At 59.8% G+C, this 22,031-nt stretch carries 21 protein-coding genes and 1 tRNA gene; 12 read left to right on the forward strand and 10 right to left on the reverse strand.

Annotated elements, in window-relative coordinates:
• The first annotated feature begins 238 nt into the window (after positions 1-238).
• From AQUI_RS32050 to AQUI_RS0119205, 5 genes are all read left to right on the forward strand, one after another.
• The gene (locus tag AQUI_RS32050; RefSeq protein WP_245596948.1) at positions 239-559 is read left to right on the forward strand and encodes a hypothetical protein; all 321 of its coding nucleotides are present in this window, start codon (positions 239-241) and stop codon (positions 557-559) included.
• A gap of 242 nt (positions 560-801) precedes the next feature.
• Positions 802-1,383 (forward strand): outer membrane protein, encoded by a 582-nt coding sequence (locus tag AQUI_RS0119185; RefSeq protein ID WP_027258948.1) that lies wholly within the window; start codon positions 802-804, stop codon positions 1,381-1,383.
• 299 nt (positions 1,384-1,682) lie between these two features.
• Entirely contained in the window at positions 1,683-3,065 is a 1,383-nt protein-coding gene (gene cysS / locus AQUI_RS0119195) for a cysteine--tRNA ligase (RefSeq protein WP_027258949.1), read from the forward strand.
• Positions 3,065-4,699: a citramalate synthase gene (cimA, locus tag AQUI_RS0119200; RefSeq protein ID WP_027258950.1), complete on the forward strand. Its 1,635-nt coding sequence runs from the start codon at positions 3,065-3,067 to the stop codon at positions 4,697-4,699. Before cysS ends, cimA begins: the two co-directional genes overlap by 1 nt.
• Positions 4,689-5,465 (forward strand): squalene/phytoene synthase family protein, encoded by a 777-nt coding sequence (locus AQUI_RS0119205; protein WP_027258951.1) that lies wholly within the window; start codon positions 4,689-4,691, stop codon positions 5,463-5,465. The genes cimA and AQUI_RS0119205 overlap by 11 nt, the downstream gene beginning before the upstream one ends.
• Before the next feature lie 80 nt (positions 5,466-5,545).
• Here AQUI_RS0119205 and AQUI_RS0119210 read toward each other — a convergent pair whose 3' ends face one another.
• Positions 5,546-6,763, reverse strand: coding sequence for an MFS transporter (locus AQUI_RS0119210; protein WP_027258952.1), 1,218 nt, complete (start codon positions 6,761-6,763; stop codon positions 5,546-5,548).
• A 95-nt stretch (positions 6,764-6,858) separates the two neighbouring features.
• Here AQUI_RS0119210 and AQUI_RS0119215 point away from each other — a divergent pair, with 95 nt between their 5' ends.
• A complete protein-coding gene (locus AQUI_RS0119215) occupies positions 6,859-7,518 on the forward strand; it encodes a DNA-3-methyladenine glycosylase family protein (RefSeq protein ID WP_245596949.1) in 660 nt (219 codons plus the stop codon).
• A complete protein-coding gene (locus AQUI_RS0119220) occupies positions 7,515-8,180 on the forward strand; it encodes an alpha/beta hydrolase (protein WP_027258954.1) in 666 nt (221 codons plus the stop codon). The genes AQUI_RS0119215 and AQUI_RS0119220 overlap by 4 nt, the downstream gene beginning before the upstream one ends.
• 137 nt (positions 8,181-8,317) lie before the next feature.
• Here AQUI_RS0119220 and AQUI_RS0119225 read toward each other — a convergent pair whose 3' ends face one another.
• Together AQUI_RS0119225 and AQUI_RS0119230 are read right to left on the reverse strand one after the other, a co-directional pair.
• Positions 8,318-8,740: a VOC family protein gene (locus AQUI_RS0119225; protein WP_027258955.1), complete on the reverse strand. Its 423-nt coding sequence runs from the start codon at positions 8,738-8,740 to the stop codon at positions 8,318-8,320.
• Positions 8,741-8,752: 12 nt separating this feature from the next.
• Positions 8,753-9,406, reverse strand: coding sequence for a pseudouridine synthase (locus tag AQUI_RS0119230; RefSeq protein WP_027258956.1), 654 nt, complete (start codon positions 9,404-9,406; stop codon positions 8,753-8,755).
• A 228-nt stretch (positions 9,407-9,634) separates the two neighbouring features.
• Between AQUI_RS0119230 and AQUI_RS0119235 the strand changes: the two genes are divergently transcribed.
• A complete protein-coding gene (locus tag AQUI_RS0119235; protein ID WP_027258957.1) occupies positions 9,635-10,219 on the forward strand; it encodes an HNH endonuclease in 585 nt (194 codons plus the stop codon).
• Positions 10,220-10,419: 200 nt separating this feature from the next.
• On the opposite strand, the gene AQUI_RS0119240 is transcribed toward AQUI_RS0119235, so the two are convergent.
• Genes AQUI_RS0119240 through rocF form a run of 3 tightly spaced genes read right to left on the reverse strand, consistent with a single transcriptional unit; the run spans position 10,420 to position 13,315 of the window.
• On the reverse strand, positions 10,420-11,466 hold the full coding sequence (locus tag AQUI_RS0119240; protein ID WP_027258958.1) for an ornithine cyclodeaminase: 1,047 nt from the start codon (positions 11,464-11,466) through the stop codon (positions 10,420-10,422).
• Entirely contained in the window at positions 11,463-12,392 is a 930-nt protein-coding gene (gene ctlX / locus AQUI_RS0119245; protein WP_027258959.1) for a citrulline utilization hydrolase CtlX, read from the reverse strand. Before ctlX ends, AQUI_RS0119240 begins: the two co-directional genes overlap by 4 nt.
• On the reverse strand, positions 12,389-13,315 hold the full coding sequence (rocF, locus tag AQUI_RS0119250; RefSeq protein ID WP_027258960.1) for an arginase: 927 nt from the start codon (positions 13,313-13,315) through the stop codon (positions 12,389-12,391). The genes ctlX and rocF overlap by 4 nt, the downstream gene beginning before the upstream one ends.
• A gap of 112 nt (positions 13,316-13,427) precedes the next feature.
• Between rocF and AQUI_RS0119255 the strand changes: the two genes are divergently transcribed.
• On the forward strand, positions 13,428-13,853 hold the full coding sequence (locus AQUI_RS0119255) for an Lrp/AsnC family transcriptional regulator (protein WP_027258961.1): 426 nt from the start codon (positions 13,428-13,430) through the stop codon (positions 13,851-13,853).
• Between the two features lie 61 nt (positions 13,854-13,914).
• On the opposite strand, the gene AQUI_RS0119260 is transcribed toward AQUI_RS0119255, so the two are convergent.
• A complete protein-coding gene (locus tag AQUI_RS0119260; protein WP_027258962.1) occupies positions 13,915-14,382 on the reverse strand; it encodes a disulfide bond formation protein B in 468 nt (155 codons plus the stop codon).
• Between the two features lie 2 nt (positions 14,383-14,384).
• Positions 14,385-14,963: a YqaA family protein gene (locus AQUI_RS0119265; RefSeq protein WP_027258963.1), complete on the reverse strand. Its 579-nt coding sequence runs from the start codon at positions 14,961-14,963 to the stop codon at positions 14,385-14,387.
• A 163-nt stretch (positions 14,964-15,126) separates the two neighbouring features.
• Here AQUI_RS0119265 and AQUI_RS0119270 point away from each other — a divergent pair.
• Positions 15,127-15,212: transfer RNA gene (locus AQUI_RS0119270), tRNA-Leu, on the forward strand.
• Positions 15,213-15,324: 112 nt separating this feature from the next.
• Here AQUI_RS0119270 and AQUI_RS0119275 read toward each other — a convergent pair.
• Both AQUI_RS0119275 and mtnA read right to left on the reverse strand, forming a co-directional pair.
• Complete coding sequence (locus AQUI_RS0119275) at positions 15,325-15,990, reverse strand: class II aldolase/adducin family protein (RefSeq protein WP_027258964.1); 666 nt, start codon at positions 15,988-15,990, stop codon at positions 15,325-15,327.
• Positions 15,991-16,006: 16 nt separating this feature from the next.
• The gene (gene mtnA, locus AQUI_RS0119280) at positions 16,007-17,113 is read right to left on the reverse strand and encodes an S-methyl-5-thioribose-1-phosphate isomerase (RefSeq protein WP_027258965.1); all 1,107 of its coding nucleotides are present in this window, start codon (positions 17,111-17,113) and stop codon (positions 16,007-16,009) included.
• A gap of 276 nt (positions 17,114-17,389) precedes the next feature.
• On the opposite strand from mtnA, the gene AQUI_RS0119285 reads away from it, so the two are divergent.
• Together AQUI_RS0119285 and AQUI_RS0119290 are read left to right on the forward strand one after the other, a co-directional pair.
• Positions 17,390-18,538, forward strand: a complete 1,149-nt coding sequence (locus AQUI_RS0119285) for an efflux RND transporter periplasmic adaptor subunit (protein WP_035920096.1) — start codon at positions 17,390-17,392, stop codon at positions 18,536-18,538.
• Between the two features lie 3 nt (positions 18,539-18,541).
• A complete protein-coding gene (locus AQUI_RS0119290) occupies positions 18,542-21,667 on the forward strand; it encodes an efflux RND transporter permease subunit (protein ID WP_027258967.1) in 3,126 nt (1,041 codons plus the stop codon).
• The last annotated feature ends 364 nt before the right edge of the window (positions 21,668-22,031 follow it).

A 22,031-nucleotide genomic window follows, 5' to 3' on the forward strand; every position in this document is an offset into this window, starting at 1 on the left:
AGCGCTGAAGCAGCGCATTTCAAAAAGGCACAGCCACATGCCGATGGTTAAAAAGGCCAGACACAGATGCTCCCTAGCCGCAGTATTTGCGGCGGCGGCTCTGATTGCTCAGACATCTGCCGCTGAAGAATGGCGCACAATGCTGCCTGGCCCTGTGGGCGAGGCTTCTACCGAATCTGGAGGCGAAGGAGGCGCGGCGCGGTCCTTTCAGTTTGCGTATGGTCGGCAGCTGGGTGGAATGATTCTGTCCGGCTCCGTCACGATGGAGCAGTCCGGCCTTTTAACCCAAGCGGTGCAAGCGGAAGAGACCCGTCAGTTGCGGTTGCACGCCGGTTATGACTTTGGCCCGGCAACCGGGTTTGTCACCCTGGGCGGGGTGCAGGCGGAAACATCCAGCGGATCGCGCCAAGGACCGCTGATCGGCCTGGGTATGCGGGTTTCGCTGAATCACGCGCTGCAGGTGACCGGAGAGTTTCTGCACCACGAGGCCGGACCAAGGGACGGCAGCGCCAGCCCGCGCGGAGAGACCTTGTCGGTAACTGCCGCGTTCCGTTTCTGACCCGTTTCCTCTGCAATCAAAAGGGCTGCTGCCTCTAGGACCGGGGCGGCTGGTTTTCAATGGCCTGGCAATTTCCTGCCTTCGGATTCCGGCGGAAAGACGCACGTTTCCAGGGACTTTCGGCCAGTCACTGCCAGTTCAGCGGGCGTGATCCCCACAGCACTGGAAGTTCCTGTGCAGAACCCTTTTGTAGCTGTCACCGGCGCACAGCTTGCGCCGGGACTGCAAAAGGAGAAGTCTGAATGACTCGTTTCGTAGCTATGACAGCCATCGCCGCCGTAATGGGCAGTGCGGCCTTTGCCGGCAATGTAAGTGATCCGGTAATTGAACCCGCTCCGGCTCCGGCGCCTGTTCCGGTGGCCAACGATGGCGGCGACTGGACCGGTTTCTATCTGGGTGGCCAGGTCGGCCAGCTGGATGCAGACGCCAGCAACGGCGCCACTGGTGACGATACCGCTTATGGTATCCACGGCGGCTACAACCATGATTTCGGCCGTTTCGTACTGGGCGGCGAACTGGAATATGATGCAACCGACCTGGACCTGGGCGGCGGTGCGACTGTCGACTCGGTTGCCCGTGCCAAGGTGAAGGCCGGCTATGACTTCGGCAACGTATTGGCTTATGTGACCGGCGGCGTGGCCGAAGCCGACAGCTCGCTGGGCAGCGAAACCGGCGAATTCTACGGTGTCGGCATTGCCTACCAGGTGACCGACCAGTGGCAAATCGGCGGCGAAGTGCTTGAGCATGAGTTCGACCAGTTCGGCAACTCGGGCGTGGGGGCGGATGCCACATCGGTATCGCTGCGCGCGTCCTTCAAGTTCTAAGCTTGCCAAGTTACGGGCGCGGCACTCCTGTTCCGCCACGCCCTTGGCCGCCCGGTCCGGCCCCAAGACGGACCGGGCGGCCGTTGCCGTTTGCGGCAAAAGACTTGGCGGGCTGAATGTCCCGTGCTAAGCAGCCTGCATGAACCAAAAATGCACCACCACTATCTGCTGCATTACCTGCTGACACATCAGCGGGCTGGTTTCTGTCGTTTTCATTTCTCTGACAAGTTGCTAAGCCCGCGCTGCGCGCAACGGGTGGTGCCGGCCGTTTGAGGCTGGGCATAGAAAAGGAACCGGGCATGGGAACCATGGATACAGAGATCAAGCTGCAGAATACGAAGACCCGCAAGAAAGAGGTCTTTGAGCCGATCGACGCCAGCAATGTGCGGATGTATGTCTGCGGTCCTACGGTCTATGACCGGGCGCATCTGGGCAATGCGCGCCCAGTGGTGGTATTTGATGTGCTCTATCGTCTGTTGCGCGAAGTTTATGGCGCGCATCACGTGACTTACGCCCGAAACTTCACCGACGTGGATGACAAAATCAACGCACGCGCCGCCGAAAGCGGACGCCAGATCGGGGATATCACAGCTGAGACCACGCAGTGGTTTTTGGATGATATGGGGGAGTTGGGCGCGCTGGAGCCCAACCACATGCCGCGTGCGACCCAGTATATCCCGCAGATGGTGGCGATGATCGAGGATTTGATCGCCAAGGGCCACGCCTATGCAGCTGAAGGCCATGTGCTGTTTGCTGTCGACAGCTGGAAAGAGCTCTATGGCAAACTGTCGGGCCGGTCGGTGGACGACATGATCGCGGGCGCCCGGGTCGAGGTGGCGCCCTACAAGAAAAACCCGATGGATTTTGTACTGTGGAAACCGTCCAGCGATGAGCTGCCAGGCTGGGACAGCCCCTGGGGCCGCGGAAGGCCGGGCTGGCACATTGAATGCTCGGTAATGTCGTATGAACTGCTGGGCGAGACCTTCGACATTCACGGCGGCGGCAATGATCTGATGTTCCCGCACCATGAGAATGAAATTGCGCAAAGCTGCTGCGCCAATGGCGACGATAGTTTTGCAAAATACTGGCTGCACAACGAGATGCTGCAGGTCGAGGGCAAGAAGATGTCCAAGAGCCTGGGCAACTTCTTCACCGTGCGCGACCTTCTGGACAAGGGCTATCCGGGCGAGGTGATCCGGCTGGTGTTCCTGCAGACCCATTACCGCAAGCCGATGGACTGGACCGACAAGAAGGCCAAAGAGGCCGAGGCGACGCTGCGCAAGTGGCGGGCGCTGACCGCGGGCATCGAACCCGCGTCCAGCGCTGCTGCCGCGGTTCTGGCGGCTCTGGCGGATGACCTAAATACCGCTGGCGTCATCGCGGAGCTGCACAAACTGGCGGCGGCTGGTGACGCAGCCGGCCTGCTGGCGTCTGCCAATTTGCTGGGGCTGCTGACAGCAGAGATGGGTGCATGGGCTGCTGGACCGTCAGCGGATTTCTCCGGTTATGAAGAAACTCTGTTCAAAGCGCGTCAGAAGGCTATGGAAACGAAGAATTTTTCTGAGGTTGACCGGCTGAAGGCGGTATTTGTTGAAGCGGGTTTGGAAGTAAGGATGAGCAAAGCAGGTGTCGAGCTGGTGCCAGGTGCCGGTTTTGACCCGGACAAGCTGGAGGGGCTGTGATGGCAAAAGAACGCCTCTATCTCTACGACACCACATTGCGGGACGGGCAGCAGACCCAGGGGGTGCAATTCTCCACCGCAGAAAAAAAGCAGATCGCCCAGGCGCTTGACGGCCTGGGCATCGATTACATCGAAGGCGGATGGCCAGGCGCAAACCCGACCGACAGCGCGTTTTTCAATGAAGCGCCTGATACACGCGCCACGATGACTGCGTTTGGAATGACCAAGCGGGCAGGACGATCAGCGGAAAACGACGATGTTCTGGCGGCGGTGATGAATGCCGGCACGCCAGCGGTGTGTTTGGTCGGTAAAAGCCATGACTACCATGTAACCCATGCGCTGGGGATCACGCAGGAAGAGAACCTGGAAAACATCCGTGCCTCGGTCGCCCATATCGTGGCGCAGGGGCGCGAGGCGCTGTTTGATGCAGAGCATTTCTTCGACGGCTACAAGGATAACCCCGGTTATGCGCTGGATGCTTGCCGGGCTGCGCTGGAGGCCGGCGCGCGCTGGGTGGTGCTGTGCGACACCAATGGCGGCGCGCTGCCATCCGAAGTGAAACAAATCGTTTCAGAGGTTGTTGCCGCCGGAATTCCCGGTGAGAAACTGGGCATACATACCCATAATGACACGGAAAATTCCGTCGCTTGCTCGCTTGCAGCGGTGGAATCTGGAGCGCGGCAAATCCAAGGCACGCTGAATGGCTTGGGGGAACGCTGCGGCAATGCCAATCTGACCGCGCTGATCCCGACCCTGCTGTTGAAAGAACCCTATGCCAGTCAGTTTGAAACTGGTGTAAGCCACGAAGCCCTGGAAGGCCTAACCCGGATCAGCCGGATGCTGGACGATATCCTGAACCGGGTTCCGGTGCGGCAGGCGGCTTATGTGGGAGCCTCGGCCTTTGCCCATAAGGCGGGGCTGCACGCCAGCGCGATCCTCAAGGATCCATCGACCTATGAACACATTGTGCCGGGCAAGGTTGGCAACGCACGGGTTATACCGATGTCGAACCAGGCCGGGCAGTCGAACCTGCGCAAGCGATTGACCGATGCGGGCCTGAGTGTCGAGGCAGGCAATCCGGCGCTGGCGAGGATTCTGGAACGGATCAAGGCGCGTGAGGCGGAAGGCTACTCGTATGACACCGCACAGGCGTCGTTTGAGCTGCTGGCGCGCAAGGAGCTGGGGCAATTGCCTGAGTTCTTTGAGGTCAAGCGCTACAAAGTCACCGTCGAGCGGCGCAAGAACAAATACAATCGGATGGTCAGCCTTTCTGAAGCGGTTGTTGTGGTTAAAGTCGATGGCGAAAAGCGGCTGTCTGTCAGTGAATCCCTTGATGACACCGGCAGCGACCGTGGCCCGGTGAACGCACTGGCGCGGGCATTGAGCAAGGACCTGGGGCGCTATTCCGCTCAGCTGGAAGATATGCGGCTGGTCGATTTTAAGGTGCGGATCACTCAAGGCGGCACCGAGGCGGTGACACGGGTTATCATCGACAGCGAGGACAGCCAGGGCCATCGGTGGTCCACGGTTGGCGTCAGCCCGAACATAATTGATGCGTCGTTTGAAGCTCTGCTTGACGCGATCCGCTGGAAGCTGATCCATGACGGCGGGGCCGGGCAGGCGGATGACGTTTGATGCTGATCTGAAGGCCTGCGCCGAGCTGGTCCAGAAAAGCGACCCGGACCGGTTTTTGGCCACGATGGCTGCGCCGGTTCAGGCGCGGCCGCTGCTGTTTGCGCTCTATGCCTTCAATATCGAACTGGCTCGGGCACCGTGGGCCAGCCAGGAGAGTATGATTGCCGAAATGCGGGTGCAATGGTGGCGCGATGCAGGCGCCGAGATTGCCGAAGGGGGGTCTGTCCGCCGCCACTATGCGGCCACGCCATTGGGACGGCTGCTGAAGCCGGAACTGGCTGCCTGCATCGACGGCATGGCAGAGGCGCGGCGTTGGGATATATACAAGGATCCCTTTGCTGATGAAGCTGAATTTGATAGCTACATTGATCGCACCAGCGGATCGCTGATGTGGATGGCGGCAGCGTCACTAGGTCAGGCGGATGAAGCCGTGGTAAGGGACTTCGCCTATGGAGCGGGCATTGCCAATTGGTTGCGCGCCATTCCGGAGCTGGAAGCACAAAAGCGGATTCCGCTGCTGGATGGCACCTTGGAAGGTGTGCAAACTTTGGCGCGTAAAGGATTGTGGAAGCTGAATAAAGCCCGTTCAGACCGCAGTGCGGTTTCGAAACCGGCAGGGAGGGCGTTGCTGGCGGGCTGGCAGGCAGAGGCCATTCTGAAACAAGCGGAACAACAGCCGGAGCGGGTGGCGCAAGGCGCATTGGGGCAAAGCGAATTCCGGCGAAGAACGGGCCTGATGCGGCGTGCGGTCTCTGGCCGCTGGTAGATAGAAATCAAAGAAAAAGGCGCCTGTTTGGGCGCCTTTCTTTTTTTCACGGGGGGAAGTCAGGATTTTACGATGGGACGTCAGGCTTCTTTAGGGCGCATCACCAGCCACATCAGCGCGCCGCCGGCCAGCACCAGGAAGGGCGCCATGGCCATGTTCACGGCGCTCCAGCCGTCGGCCGGGTTGCCGCCCGAGCAGTTCATCAGCCCGCCCGAAGCCAGCGACGCCATGGTGACCCCGCCAAAGACCAGAAAGTCGTTCAGCCCCTGCATCCGGCCGCGCTCATGGCTTTCGTGGGCACCGGCCAGCATTGTGGTGGCACCGATAAAGCCAAAGTTCCAGCCCACGCCCAAGAGCACCAGCGCGATGAAAAAGTTCTCAATCTCCACACCCTGCAAGGCGACTGCGCCCGCAGCGGCAAGGATAACCAGACCCGCCGCCACGATCTTTTCCACACCGAAGCGGGCGATCAGATGACCGGTGAAGAAGGACGGCACATACATCGCCAGAACGTGGGAGGTAACAACATCGGCAGCGTAGCCTTCGGTGAAACCGCAGCCGACCACGGCGAGCGGCGTGGAAGTCATCACCAGGTTCATCAACGCGTAAGAAACCATTGCACAAATCACTGCGACGGCAATGACCGGGGTCTTCAGCAACTCCATCCGGCTGCGGCCTTTGGGGCTGTCAGCACTGAGGGCTGGCGGTTTGGGTATGTCCAGAAACAGGAACAGCGCGGCCCCCACCACGTTCACGGTAATCACTGCCAGATAGGTGCCGAAGAACGGAATAACAAAGGCTTGGCTGGTGGCCTTCACAATTTGCGGGCCGATGATGGCGGCCGCAAGCCCGCCTGCCATAACATAGGAGATCGCCTTGGGGCGGAACGCTTCGGACGCCGTGTCGGCTGCTGCAAAGCGGTAGAATCCATGCGCGCTCATATAGACGCCGGTCAGCAGGCTGCCGATCAGAAAGATCGGAAAGGAGCCAAGGTACAACCCATAAGCCCCGACCAGCCCGCCCAAGGCGCCAAAGGCCGCCCCTGCGAAAAAACCCGCCCGGCGGCCCCAGCGCTGCATGACGGCTGAGACCGGGGTGGCGGCCAACATCGACCCGGCCACGATCAGCGAGATCGGCAAGGTGGCAAAGCAGGGGTTTGATGCCAGCGACTGCCCGGCCAGGCCGCCAACGATGAAGATCATCGGCATCTGGGCGCCGAGGATCGCCTGGGCCAGCACCAGGATGGCGACGTTTTTCTTGGCGACCGCGTCGCTGGGGGTGGTCATGCTCATAGTCATGTGGGATGCGTAGCTGTGAATATGTGCAGGAGCAAGCCAGCGGGTCAGGCCCTGCGATCACGGTTTCTTTCAACCGCCATTAATCGGGGGGTAACGTGGCGTCAGATGGACAGACATTCCTGCCGGGGGTGGGACGGATTATCCAATGCGACGCTTGCGTGAGTGAGGGCGCCGAATGGCTTGCGGCGCATGACAGCCGGTTTGATGATGCTTTGAAACTGACCGGCCGATTGCCGTTGCGCCGTAGGCCCGACGGGTTTGCCGAGCTGTTGAGCGCAATTGTAAGCCAGCAGGTGAGTGTGGCCTCCGCCAAGGCGATCTGGGCGCGGATGAAGGCGGCCAAGCTTACCGGGCCGCGTAAGATTTTGTGGGCCACGGATGAGGATCTGCGTGCAGCAGGTCTTAGCCGCCAGAAGATCCGCTATGCCCGTGCGCTGGCAGAGGCACGCATTGATTTCAAATCCTTGCGGGACGTTCCGGACGCGGAAGTGATTGCGCGTCTGGTCGAGGTCCCGGGGATCGGCGTTTGGACGGCTGAGATTTATGCGATGTTTTCGCTGGGCCGGGCCGATGTCTTTGCCCACGGTGATTTGGCCCTGCAGGAGGCCGCAAGGGTGCTGTTTGAACTGCCCGCCCGCCCAAAGGACCGCGAGATGCGGCAAATGGCCGAAGACTGGTCGCCCTGGCGATCGGTTGCGGCGCGCATTCTCTGGGCCTATTACCGGGTGGCGAAGGACAGGGAAGGGATCCGATGACTCGTGTACTGAATGCCGGCCGTAAAGAACCGGTCTCCGGCGATATCCGCTCGATTGTGGTGTTCCTGCATGGCTATGGCGCCAATGGCGCCGACCTGCTGGGGCTGGCGGACCCTTTGGCTGAACATTTGCCGGATACGCTGTTTGTCGCGCCTGACGCGCCAGAGGCCTGTGCCGGCGCCCCGATGGGGTATCAGTGGTTTCCGATTCCCTGGATTGACGGCTCCTCGGAAGAGGAAAGCATGCGCGGCATGCAGGCGGCCGAAGAAGATCTGAATGCCTTCCTGAATGCGCTGATGGTGGACGAGGACGTGCTGCCGGAACAGGTGGTGCTGTTCGGGTTCAGCCAGGGCACAATGATGAGCCTGCAAATAGCGCCGCGGCGCGAAGACGCGGTGGCTGGCATTGTTGCCTTTTCAGGCCGTCTGCTGGCGCCTGAGTTGCTCAAGGACGAAGCCGTGTCCAAGATGCCGATCCTGCTGGTGCACGGAGATCAGGACGACGTGGTGCCGGTGCAATCCTTGCCGGAAGCGGCGGAAGCTTTGCAGGAGGCCGGTTTCCAGGATGTCTTTGCCCATATCCAAAAGGGCACAGGCCATGGCATCGCACCGGATGGCCTAAGCGTAGCCTTGGCCTTTATGCGCGATAAGCTGGGATTGTAAGGCCGGATCAAAGACTTACCGCCCCAGCGCTGACCGATCAAAGATGAGGCGTCCCGGGTCGGACCCGACGGACCCGCAAAATTCTTGGCAAGAATTTTGGCCGGAAAATTTGAATTTTCCGGCGCGCGGCAGGCAATTCAGAAAGTCCAGAGCTGCGGCTCGGCGATTTCAATCGAGTTTCCTGCGGGATCGCGGAAGTAGAGGGAGCGTGCTCCGCTGGGCCAGTCGAACTCAGCCTCTATTTCAACCCCTGATGCCACCAGACGGCCGCGCATCAAAAGCAGGTCTGCCCGCGGCTGTGCAAAACATACATGCCCAGGGCCGCGGCTGCCATGCGGCGGTACTGGCAAACGCGGATTGCCAGGTGGCTTTATGGTTTCCTGAGCGTTGAAAATCAGCAATACCGAAGTTCCGCAACGAAAGAAGACGTGCCTGTCACCGATCCGTTGAATCCGCTCAAGTCCCAGGATCCGGCCGTAGAATTCTTCCGCCGCGTCCAGATCATCGACATAGAGCGCAGTTTCCAGAATGGCTTTGGGGGCAGGGGCTTGCGGCGGCATGCTGACAGAATATCAGCGCCGCCGCGGCCTGTCACTTGCCGGGTTCCGGTTCGCAGATGCCTTGGGCCTGCGGGGTGGTTTTTGCGAGGGTTTGGGCGGTCCTGGGACCCTTGGGGCCTCAAGATCGTCCCACGCACCTTGGCCCAGCCCGTCCAGTGTCCAAGCGCCGATGCTATAGCGGATCAGGCGCAGCGTCGGGTGTCCGGCCGCAGCTGTCATCCGCCTTACCTGCCGGTTGCGGCCCTCGCGGATTGTCAGTTCGATCCAACTGTCGGGGACGGTCTTGCGCACCCGGACAGGCGGTGTGCGGGCCCAAAGGCCCGGCGGCTCATCCATCAGCCGGACTTTGGCTGGCAGAGTCATTCCGTCCTTGAGTTCAATACCTTCTGAAAGCAACGTAAGAGCATCGGCGTCAGGTGCGCCCTCGACCTGGACCCAATAGGTTTTGTCCATCTTATGTTTCGGGTCGGTGATCCAGGACTGCAGCCGGCCGTTGTTTGTCAGCAGCATCAGTCCTTCGCTGTCCCGGTCAAGACGGCCTGCAGCATAAACACCGGGGCAGTCAATGAAATTGCTCAGCGTGGCACGGGGGCTGCCCTGACTGCCGCGGTCGGTAAACTGGGGCAGCACATCATAAGGTTTGTTGAAGCGGATCAGACGGGTCATGGCACGGCAATAGGCGGGCCAATCAGACAGGGCAAGAGCGAACGCCAGGCAGGCCTGTGGATAACTTTCACCGCATTGTCATAGAATCAGCTTAGCCAGATCCCGAGATATTGTGGATCATCAGGGCTTGTCAGGCGCTAACCACGAGATATAGTCAAATGAAAGCTGGGGCGGGTTCCCCGCTCTGGTTCCGGGAAACGGAAGATCAGGGCGAGGAAGACGTTCACAATGGATGGCGATTTCAGAGCAGAGTTTGTCAGATCTCCAGGGGCGCTGAAACAGCACCCGGCGCTGGTGCTGAATGCAGACTACCGGCCATTATCCTATTACCCGTTGTCCTTGTGGTCCTGGCAGGACGCGGTCAAGGCGGCCTGGCTCGACCGCGTGGCGATTGTGGCTGAGTATGACGAAGTGGTGCACAGTCCGAGTACCGAGATCCGAATACCCTCTGTGGTGGTGCTGAAAGATTATGTGAAACCTCAAAAGCGCGTGGCCTTCACGCGCTTTAATTTGTTTTTGAGGGACGAATTCCACTGCCAGTACTGCGGCAGCAAGGGCGAGCTGACCTTTGACCATGTTGTGCCGCGTGCGGCCGGCGGGGTGACAAGCTGGGAGAACGTGGTGGCGGCTTGCAGCCCCTGCAATCTCAAGAAAGGGTCTAAGTCTTTGCACCGGGCTGGCATGTCCTTGCGCAAACCGCCGCGCCGTCCAGGCGCAGAAGAGCTGCGCAACACCGGGCGCAAATTCCCACCCAACCATCTGCATGATAGCTGGATGGATTTCCTCTATTGGGATACTGAGCTGGACGCCTGAGAAAAGCTCCTGTTGAGGAAAGCTCTTTAAGTGACTGCAGAATAAGGTTTCCGGCCTCTCCGCCTGTGTGCTTGTCCCTGGCGGGGGCAGACGCTCAGATCCCCTTGAGCGCTGCTAGCACGAGCCGCAGATTGCGACGGTCAAACGGAAAGGCCGGAGGTGCCGGCGGCCTCAGTTGAGCGGGCCGCCTTTGCATGGGATCAGCTTTTTGCGCGCTGAAGCATACCAAACAGATCGCGCGGATCGTCCGGATCTGCGAGCATGTCCAGATCAATGAAATAGTCCGTGCCTTTGATGCGGTCGCGGATGTAACGGAGAGCAGAAAAATCCTCGATGGCGAAGCCGACGCTGTCGAACAGCGTAATCTGCCGGTCACCGGTGCGGCCCTGTTTCTGGCCTGAAATCACTTCCCACAGTTCGGTGACGGCAAAGTCTTCCGGCATTTGCTGGATTTCGCCTTCGATCCGGGTTTGCGGCGGGTATTCGACAAAGACGTCAGAGCGGCTGAGGATACCGGCTGCCAATTCCGTCTTGCCCGGGCAGTCACCGCCAATCGCGTTGATGTGCACGCCGCTGCCGACCATGTTGTCGGTCAGGATGGTGGCGTTTTGCTTGTCCGCAGTGCAGGTCGTAAGGATCTGGGCACCTTCAATCGCCTCTTCCGGCGTTTTACAGGACACAACCTCAATCCCTAGACCTTCAAGGTTCCGGGCGCATTTTGCAGTCGCGGCCGTGTCTTTGTCATAAAGACGCACGGATTTCAGGCCGATGATGGCTTTCATCGCCAGTGTCTGGAATTCCGACTGGGCTCCGTTTCCGATCATTGCCATCGTGGTTGATCCTTTTGGTGCCAAATACTTGGCAGCCATTGCTGAGGTCGCTGCGGTGCGCAGAGCGGTCAGCATGGTCATCTCGGTCAGCAGCACTGGGTAGCCGGTGTAGACATCTGCCAGCAGGCCGAAGGCGGTGACAGTCTGCAAGCCTTCGGATGTGTTCTTGGGATGGCCGTTCACATATTTGAAGCCATAGGCCTCGCCGTCAGAGGTCGGCATCAGTTCAATCACACCGACATCCGAATGGCTGGCAACGCGCGGGGTTTTGTCGAACAGTTCCCAGCGTTTGAAGTCGTCTTCGACATAACCTGCCAGATCGCGCAAAATTTGCTCGATGCCGATGTGATGAACGAGGCGCATCATGTTATCGACGCTGACAAATGGCACCAATGCTTTTTCCGAAGGCTGTGTCATGCGGAAGTCCTTTCACGGGGGCTGAGGTGGATGCCTGCCAGCATGCAGCGCACCGACCCGCCTGCGGTTTCGATGGTCGGAATGGTCAGAGGGAGCGGCTCTGCGCTTTTTTCTATTTCTGCAATCTGGTCCGGACGGAGTGCGTCCAGTGCTTTGGCAGAAAGTGCAAGAATACGTTTCTTGCCAGTGAGTTCCAGCGCGTTTCCTGCGAAGTTGGTGATCTGATCCTGGGTCAGATCAATCACGCGGCGGCCGGTCTCCTCCAGCCGCGCGGCAACTTCGGAACGGCGCGCGGGATCAACGATCATATCGAGGCAGATCAACGCGTATTCGGTGCCGATCCCCATCAATACATTGGTGTGATAAACGTCGCGGCCAGCTTCATCTTTGGCTTCGAACACCATGGGTTCAAAGTTGAAATGGGTGCAAAACCGTTCCAGCAGCACGGGGTCCGCGCGGTTGGATTTCACCGCGTAGGCAATGCGGCCGATATGGTCGAGCACCATGGCGCCGGTGCCTTCCAGAGACAGCTCGTCCTGTTCCAGTCCGGAATAATCAATCACATCCTGTACCCGATACTCCCGCTTCAGCAGTTCGATCACGTCCCAGCGCCGCTCCTTGCGCCGGTTGCCCGCGAACATTGGGTAAATTGCGATATGCCCGCCGGCATGGGTGGAAAACCAGTTGTTCGGAAATACACTGTCCGGCGTCTCGGTTGTGGTGTCATCAAACAGGTGAACAGTGACACCTGCGCCGCGCAGAGTTTCCACCGCGCCGTCGAATTCAGCCAGTGCCTGGGCCGAGGTGGTTTCGGTTGAGGTATTTGCCAATGTTTGAAAGGCGTTGTCGCCCTGTGTTTCCGGGTTTGAACGGAAGTGGTGCGGCCGGACCATCACCACTGCATTGGGGGCTTGCAAGCTGGTCACTGGTAGCTCCGCGTCGGGCGGTCAAAGACGCGGCGGCCCAGGGCTGAGGCGCAGAGGTCCACCATCAAATGCGCTGTGCGTCCGCGTTCATCCAGAAAAGGGTTCAATTCCACCAGATCCAAGGAGGTCATCAGTCCAGAGTCATGCAGGATTTCACAAACCAGATGCGCTTCGCGCACTGTGGCACCGCCGGGAACTGTTGTGCCGACCGCGGGGGCGACGGACGGGTCCAGAAAGTCCACGTCCAGCGAGACATGCAACATGCCATTGGCCTGGGCGACTTGCTCCAGGAACCGGTTCAGCGGGCCTGCAATGCCATTCTCATCGATATGGCGCATGTCATGGGTGCGGATGGAGCTGCCTTCCAGGGCAAGCCGCTCCTGGGTGTCGACAGATCGCAATCCGATCATGCAGACATTCTCCTGGGGCACCGGGTTGGCGACATCAGGAAACCCCTCGAACCCCTTGCGGCCAGTGAAATAACCCACCGGTGTTCCATGCAGGTTTCCGCTGTCTGATGTTTCCGGTGTGTGGAAATCGGTATGCGCGTCCAGCCATAGAACAAACTGCGGCCGGCCGGCCTTGGCAGCATAATTCGCAGCACCTGCGACCGAACCGAGCGAAAGGGAGTGATCTCCGCCCAGTAAAACAGGAAGCCCTCCCTCAAGAGCGTCTTCGGCCGCCCGTGCCAGACGTGCGGTCCAGCCGATTGTTTCATTGCGGGCAAAAACCAGTCCATCGTTGCTGTCCGGTGTATGCGGCGCCGGAGCAAGGTTTCCAAGGTCCTCAACCGTATGTCCAAGACTTTCCAACGCGGCGGCAAGCCCGGCAGTGCGGTACGCGTCGGGGCCCATAAGGCAGCCGGCCCGGCGTTTACCACTGTCCACCGGGGCGCCAATAAGGATGCAATGTTGCGATGTCACCATTTTGGCCTCTCAAAAAATCTGCTTTCATACTAGAAACCTCCGATATGCGATGGATTCCAGCACACATTTTGTTCATAAAGGGCAGTGACTGATCGATTTGAGGTGAGTAATGGACAAAACGGATGAGCGGCTGGTGTCGGCCCTGCGGCACAACGCACGGGCGTCTCTGTCGGATCTGGCGCTGGAGCTGAACCTGTCACGCACCACAGTGCGGGCACGGATCGAGCGGCTGCAGGCGCGGGGGGATATTCTGGGTTTTACCGTGGTGCTGAAAGAAGACGTGCTGCGGGATCCGGTCCGTGGGCTGATGCTGATCGGCATCGAAGGCCGCGGTACCAGCCGGATCACCCGGCAGCTGCAGGGGCTGCCAGAGGTGCGGGCCATTCACACCACCAACGGGCGCTGGGATTTGATAGTGGAGCTTGGCACCGAGACCCTGGAAACCCTGGACACGGCTTTGGCCAAGATCCGCACCTTTGAAGGGATTGTGAGCAGCGAGACAAATCTGCTGCTGGCCACAAAAAAGGACAGCTGATATCTGGAGAGGCTGCGGGATAACCAATGGGTTAGCTGCCGCACCTCAACTTTCCACAAGATTAACCCTGCTTGCGGGTATGGTTGGCGGCTGCGACCCAAAGCAATGCCAGACCAAAGGATGCAAGGGCATTCCAGCTGGCCATGGACAGTGACAGCATTTCCCAAGGCACCTGATCGCATTGCACCAGCGGTGCGGCCATGATCTGGTCCAGCAGCTGATCCGGAGACAGGCCGCCAATCGGACCGGACGTGCAGGTGGACGGACCTTCCCACCAGCCTCGTTCAACACCGGTGTGAAAGGCGCCAACGCCTGCTGTGGCCAGCGCCGCCAGTGCACCCAGATAAGGCAGCAGCGCCCCCGGAATGATCAGCGCCAAAACGCCGATCCCGGCGGCGGCGGCATGCGGATAGCGCTGCCAATAGCAGAGTTTACAGGGCGGCATTTCGCCAATGTACTGGAACCCCAGCGCCCCTAACAGCAGCGCAGCAGAGCCGCTGGCCGCGACGAGGATCAGAAATCGATGCATAGTCAGATGAACCTTACCAGCAGGAAGCCGCCAAACAGAACAACCATGAAGGCCGTAAAAACCAGGCCCAGGCGGCGTTCTATAAAGTCACGAATTGGGGATCCGAATTTCCAGAGCAGCCCGGCGACGATGAAAAAACGCAGTGCCCGTGCAAGGATAGAAGTGGCAATGAAAGTACCTATCGGCATTCCGGTCCAGCCCGACATAATGGTTATCACTTTATAGGGGAACGGTGTGATGCCGGCGCCAAGCACAGCCCAAAAGCCAAAATCGTTAAAGCGGGTGTTGAATTCTGCCATGGCATCGCCTTTGCCCATCGCCTCCAGCACCGGCTGGCCGATGCCTTCGTAAAAGAACGCACCGATTGCATAGCCAAGCACGCCGCCTGCGACCGAGGCCGCCAAGGCCACCAGCGCAACCAGCCAGGCGCGGGACGGACGGGCCAGGATCATCGGGATCATCAGCACATCCGGCGGGATCGGGAACACGGAACTCTCGACAAAGGCGACAGCGGCCAAACACCAAAGCGCTTTGGGATGGTCAGCCAAGGCCATCGTCCGGTTGTACAGCGGTTTCAGCATTCAGCGCCCTGCGTCCTCAACGGGTTATTCAAAAGGAGGTGGCATGGGAACCGTTCTCCGTCAACCTTTGCTGCGGCTGAATTTACCGGGGCTCGATTTTTGGCGGCAAAGTTCCGTTTTGCCTCTGGACCTCGGCGTCTGGCTTGGCTAGGAACAGCACGTGGCCCAAGTGGCGGAATGGTAGACGCAGGGGATTCAAAATCCCCCGCTGGTGACAGCGTGCCGGTTCGAGTCCGGCCTTGGGTACCAATAAAAACAAAGGCCTGCAGCGCGTTCTTGCTGCAGGCCTTTGTTTTTTCTATCCGCGTCCACAAACGGCCGCCCGCAGCATTTACTGTTCTTGTTTTGCGCTGGGGGTTGATCAGCGGCTGTCTTTCAGGCCGTAGCCCGCAAAGGCGGCAGTGACCTCCTGCATTTCGGTTTCAGTCAAGATGTGTGGCTTGCCAATTGTGAGGCTCGCCGCATAACCTTTTGCCAATGCTTCCAATTCTCCCATGCGCCAGAGTGCGCGCGGGAGGCTTTCGCCGGTGGCGACAGCACCATGATTTGCCATCAGACAAGCGCTGCGGTTTTGCAAGGACCGGGTGATATTGTCCGACAGCTGCCGGCTGCCGAACAGCGCATATTCTGCCACCGGCACATCTGAGCCGCCAAAGGCCGCGACCATATAGTGGCAGGCCGGGATTGCCTGACGGTTCATAGCCAAGGCATTGCAATAGACAGGGTGCGCGTGAACCACTGCGTTGACAGAGGGCTTTGCCTGCAAGATGGCCAAATGAAAAGGCCATTCAGTAGAAGGCTTCAACTGGCCGTCCGGTAACTGGCTGCCGTCCAATGGTATCTGCACCAGATCCTTAGGCGCCATCTTTTCATAGGGCACACCGGAGGGGGTGATCAGCATCATCCCGCCTGCGCGCACCGAGATATTGCCGGAAGTGCCCTGATTGATATCCATGGCATTCATTTCCAGGCAAGTGGCGATCACTGCCTGCCGCAGCTCGGGGCTGTCTTCATAAGGAGGCTTCACGCAGGATCCTCCGGTCTCAAGCGGATCTGGCGGCGGCCATTTCCGGAAACAGCCTGGCCAGGCCGTCTTCGGAGGCTTCGCAGATCCCGCGTTCGGTGATCAGCCCGGTGACCAGCCGGTTCGGGGTCACGTCAAAGGCCGGGTTGCCGCCAGGTGTGCCATCCGGGGTGACTTGAACCACGCCGATAGCGCCATCCTCTGTCTTGCCTTGAATATGGGTGATTTCACGTTCGCTGCGTTCTTCGATCGGAATCTCGCTAACCCCGTCCGAGACGGTCCAATCGATGGTCGGCGAGGGCAGGGCGACGTAGAAAGGCACACCGTTGTCTTTGGCTGCCAGCGCCTTCAGATAGGTGCCGATCTTGTTGCAAACATCGCCGCGGCGGGTAGTGCGATCAGTGCCGGTAATCACCAGATCCACTTGGCTATGCTGCATCAAATGGCCGCCGGCATTGTCAGTGATATAGCTGTGTCTGATACCGTGGCTGCCCAGCTCCCAGGAGGTCAGGGCACCCTGGTTGCGCGGACGCGTCTCATCGACCCAGACGTGGATCGGGATGCCCGCGTCATGCGCCTGGTACATCGGGCTGGTGGCGGTGCCCCAATCGACGGTGGCGATCCAGCCGGCGTTGCAATGGGTCAGCAGGCGGACCGGCTCGCCCGCAGGCTTTTTCGCGGCGATTTTCTTGATCAGTTCCAATCCGTGCCCGCCAATGCCGCGGTTGATCCGGACATCTTCGTCCGCGATCTCATGCGCCAGTGCCAGCGCAGCGGCAGCGCGTTCCCCTGCCGCCAGCGGCCGCAGGTGGTTGCGGCAACGATCAAGCGCCCAGCGCAGGTTGATGGCGGTGGGGCGGGTGGCGTTGAGAAAGCTCCAGGCCTGATCCATCGCCGCATCCGACGAATCCAGCCGCATCGCCAGGGCCATGCCATAAGCTGCGGTCGCACCGATCAGAGGCGCGCCGCGCACCCGCATCTCAACAATTGCATCGGCAAACTCCTGCAGCGTGTTCAGCTGCTGGACGCGGAAGTCATGCGGCAGCCAGCGCTGGTCAATGATCTGCAGCGCGTCGTGATCGTGATCCCACCAAAGGGAGCGGTAATGGGTGCCATTCACTTTCATCGGAGTTTCCTCTTTTTCGTAGCGTCGCAGCTGCCGGTGCCGGATTGGCCGGCAAGTTGCTTCCGGTTTCCCTGAATTGCACGTTGTGCGCAAGGTTTCGTTGCGGAGGGCGGCAGGCAAATGGCGGGTTTTCGCAACTGAATTGAGTTGCCGGCACGTGTGTTGCTTGCAGAGAGCAGCCCGCGCAGTATTCAATAGGGTTATGTTTTGAAAACGAGAGTGTGCACCGGAAAACCGGCCGCTCGGATTATTTCTGTCAAATTGAAAGGCTCAAGGATGAAGAGTTTCTGGAACAGGGGCCTGACCGGCTGGACCGGGCTTGCAGCAATTGCAGCGGTAGGCTTGGCCAGTGCAGATGCGGCGTTTGCACAGCAGGGTGCTGCGCCAAAGGTTTCGGTGTCGCAGGCAATGGTTAAGCCGATCAAGGACACCTCGACCTTCATCGGCCGCGGTGAAGCGATCGACAAGGCCAACATCATGGCCCGGGTCAATGGCTACCTGGAAGAGGTGCTGGTCAAAGATGGCGCTGAGGTGGAAAAGGGCGACGTGCTGTTCCGCATCGAACGCAGCGCTTATGAGGCCGTTCTGGAAAGCCGCCGTGCCGAACTGGCCCAGGCTGAGGCCAATTTGGAGCTCGCCTCGTTGGATCTGGCCCGCAAGCAGGAACTGTTCGAACGCGGTTCGGTGCCTGAGGCCGACCGCGATACCTCCCGCGCCAATGAACTGGTGGCAGAGGCTCAGGTCCGCGCCGCTGCGGCCGCCATCAAGCAGGCCGAACTGGACCTGAGCTATACCGAGATTCACGCACCCTTTTCCGGCCGGGTCGGGCGTGTCGAGGTCAGCATCGGGGATGTGGTCAACCCCAGCGGTGCTGCCCTTGTCAATATCGTGCGCGAAGCACCTGTTTATGTTTCCTTTTCTTTGAATGAAAAGCAGTTCGTCGAAATTTTACAGGAGCTTCAGGCCGAGGGTATTGAGCGGTCCGATACCGATACCGCACCGGAAGTGTTTGTCGTCCTGCCCAATGGCGCCGAGCTGGAGGAAAAAGGACGGATCGCCTTTGCCGGCAACCGGGTTGATCCGGCCACCGGCGCCGTCACCGTGCGGGCGCAGTTTCAAAACGATCACCGGCTGATCCTGGACGGAGCTTTTCTGACCGTCGGCCTGCAGTCGCAGGAGGCGGTCGACCGGATCATCATCAGCCAGGCTGCGATCCAGCGTGATCAGCAGGGGCCGTTTGTGCTGGTGGTGGACGATCAGAACCAGGTGGCGCAGCGCTATATCGTCACTGGCGATGTGCAGGGCACCGGCATCATCGTGCTGGACGGGCTGACAAACGGGGAAACCGTCGTGGTCGAAGGCTTGCAAAAAATCCGCCCGGGTGTGGAAGTGGATCCGGTGCTGGCCGCCCAGGCAGGAGAATAAGCGATGTTTTCCTCCATCTTCATCTCGCGGCCGAAGTTCGCGATAGTTATCTCCCTGGTGCTGACGGTCATGGGGGGGATCGGCTACTTTGCGCTGCCTGTGGCGCAGTTCCCCGAAATCACCCCGCCGGTTGTGAATGTCACCGCCAGCTATCCCGGCGCCAATGCTGAAACCGTGGAAAAAAGCGTGGCCGCGCCGATCGAGGCGCAGGTCAACGGGGTGGACGGAATGCTCTATATGTCCTCCACGTCGGCTGACGACGGCAGTTACTCTCTCTCTGTGACCTTTGAAGTTGGCACCGATGCAGATATTGCGTCTGTCAACGTGCAGAACCGGGTGGCGCAAGCAACAGCGGCCCTTCCCGCCGAAGTGACGGCAAACGGTGTGGTGACTCAGAAAAGCTCCTCCAACATGCTGTTGGTTGCGGCCCTGACATCACCCAACAGTTCCTATGACAACGTGTTTTTGTCAAACTATGCCGCCATCAACATCAAGGATGCCCTGGCCCGGGTCGAAGGCGTGGGCAAGGCAGACATCCTGACCAATTTCGAATACGCCATGCGGGTCTGGCTGGATCCGAACAAGATGGCCGGCCTCGGGATTTCGCCCGGTGATGTGATCAACGCGGTGCGCGAGCAGAATATCGAGGTCTCCGCCGGGCAGGTGGGCGCGCCGCCGGTTCCGGGGGATCAGGTGTTTCAATACACTATCAAGTCCAAGGGCCGCCTGACCGAAGTCAGCGAATTTGAGGACATCGTCATCCGCACCGGTGACGGCGGCAGCACTGTCCGGCTCAGGGACATTTCCAAGGTTGAACTTGGGGCTTCCAACTACAGTTCTTCGGGCTATTTTGACGGCGTGCCGGCGACGATCCTGGCTGTCTACCAGTCTCCCGGTGCCAACGCGCTGGCAGTGTCCGAGGCTGTGCTGGCAGAGATGGACCGGCTGTCGGAGGATTTCCCGGACGATGTTGCCTATTCCGTGCCGTTCAACACCACGGATTTTGTCGAACAGTCGCTGAATGACGTGATTTCCACCCTGATGATGACCTTTGCGCTGGTGATCTCGGTGGTGTTCATCTTCCTCGGCTCATTCCGGGCAACGATTATTCCCGCCGTGGCCATTCCGGTGTCCCTTATCGGGACATTTGCCTTCCTGCTGGTGCTTGGCATGTCGCTCAACACCATATCGCTGTTTGCACTGGTGCTGGCGATCGGCATCGTGGTGGATGACGCCATCGTGGTGGTGGAGAACGTCGAACGGATTATCGCAGAGGAGGGACTGCCCCCGGCTGAGGCCACCCGCAAGGCGATGGGGCAGATTACCGGTCCGGTGATTGCCACAACCCTGGTGCTGCTGGCGGTGTTTGTGCCGGTTACCTTCATGCCAGGGATCACTGGCAAGCTGTACTCGCAGTTTGCGGTGACCATTTCGGTTGCGGTTGTGATCTCTTCGGTCAACGCGCTGACGCTGTCGCCGGCCCTTTGTGCCATTGTGCTCAAGGCGCGCTCCGGCCCGCCAAAAGGCTTGCTGGCACTGTTTGAGAACATGATCGGCGGCGTCCGCAGCGGGTATCTGAGCATCGTCACCCGTCTGTTGCGCCTGCCGGTGATCGGGCTTGCCATCATTGCGGCGGTTGCCTTTGGCACCGGCAGTATTTTCACCTCCACCTCCAAGGGTTTCCTGCCAGCCGAAGACAACGGCTATCTGTTTGTGGATGTGCAGCTTCCAGATGCGGCAGCGCTGGGACGGACAGAGACAGTAACCGGCCGGATTGACGAGCAGATCCGGCAGATCCCTGGTGTCCAAGGCACGGTTCTGGTGAATGGTTTCAGCCTTCTGAACGGGGCGGGGGCCAATGGTGCCATGATCATCGCCTCCCTTCACCCCTGGGGTGAACGGCAAACCGAGGCACTGCATCCCAATGCCATCCTTGGCCAGATCTACGGCATTGCCAATGGGGAAGCCGCGGCCAGTATCGTCGCCTTCAACCCGCCGCCGATCTCTGGTCTGGGCATGTCCGCAGGTGTGGAAATGGCAATCCAGCAGACGGCCGGCGGCACCCCGCAGGATCTGGCGCAATCGGTCGGCTCGCTGGTCTATTCTGCCAACCAGCGTCCGGAAATCGCCCAGTCCTATACGACCTTCCGGGCCAACGTGCCGCAAGTGTTTGTCGATCTGGACCGCGAGAAGGCCAAGACGCTGAATGTGCCGATTTCCGAGGTGTTCCAGACCATGCAGGCGCATCTGGGCTCCTATTACGTCAACGACTTCAACCTGTTCGGCCGCGTTTACAAGGTGATGCTGCAGGCCGAGGGCACCTACCGCGACAAGATTGAGGATATCGGCGGTCTGTATGTGCGGACCCAGTCTGGTGAAATGGTCCCGCTGTCGACCCTGATCGATGTGGAAAACGTGCTGGGACCGGTGCTGCTGAAGCGGCACAACATCTTCCGCTCGGCAACCGTTACTGCAGTTCCAGCTGCGGGTCTTTCAACCGGAGACGCCATCCGGGTGATGCAGGAGGAAGCCGCGACGGCACTGCCGCCGGGCTATGCCTTTGAATGGACCGGCACGGCGCAGCAGCAGCTGGACTCGGCGGGGCTGGTCACTGTGATCCTGGCGATGGCGGTGCTGTTCGGCTATCTGTTCCTGGTCGCGCAATACGAAAGCTGGACCATGCCGGTGGCAATCCTGCTATCGGTAATCGTGGCCCTTTTCGGAGCGGTTGCGGCGGTGGCAATTGCCGGCAATGACATCAACCTCTACACGCAGATCGGGATGATCATGCTGATCGGCTTGGCGTCGAAAAACGCCATTCTGATTGTCGAGTTCGCGATGGAGCAGCGCGCCGCCGGCCTCTCTATCCGCGCCGCCGCGCAGGAGGCGGCCAAACAGCGTTTCCGTGCGGTGATGATGACCGCGCTGTCCTTTCTCTTGGGGGTGGTGCCATTGATGGTCGCGTCAGGAGCCGGCGCAGCCAGCCAGCGTGCCATCGGCATCGCCGTCTTTGGCGGCATGCTGGCAGCAACAGTGCTTGGCGTCATTGTTGTGCCGGTGCTGTATGCCATGATGCAAGGGATGCGGGAACGCATCAAACGTACGCCGGCAGCCCAGCCTGCAGAGTAAAACAACCAACTCCGCCAGGACAACTGGCGGGGTTTTCTCTTCCGTCAGAACCGCAGGTCCGGCAGGGCTGGCGGCGATCAACCCGTCATCAGGCGCAGCGGGCCCGCAGGCCGCGATCATGGGCCGCTGACAGGATCAGGTTCCATTTCCGCGGCGTACAACGGAACTCCGGCTCCACGTCGCAGGTCAAAGGCGCATTTGCCTCGCTGGGAATCTTTCTGGCCGCGGCGGAAACGCATCGTTCCAAAGCCCAGAAATCCGTCAAAGACGGGTTGTCAGTAATCACTTGGCTCAGCAGCATTGCCGCAGGCTCCCCGTTGATGCTGTCCGCTTTGTTAGTTTTTAGTACCGCGGATCAATTTTT

Origin of the sequence: Leisingera aquimarina DSM 24565 (assembly GCF_000473165.1) — a bacterium.
GTDB classification, from domain to species: domain Bacteria; phylum Pseudomonadota; class Alphaproteobacteria; order Rhodobacterales; family Rhodobacteraceae; genus Leisingera; species Leisingera aquimarina.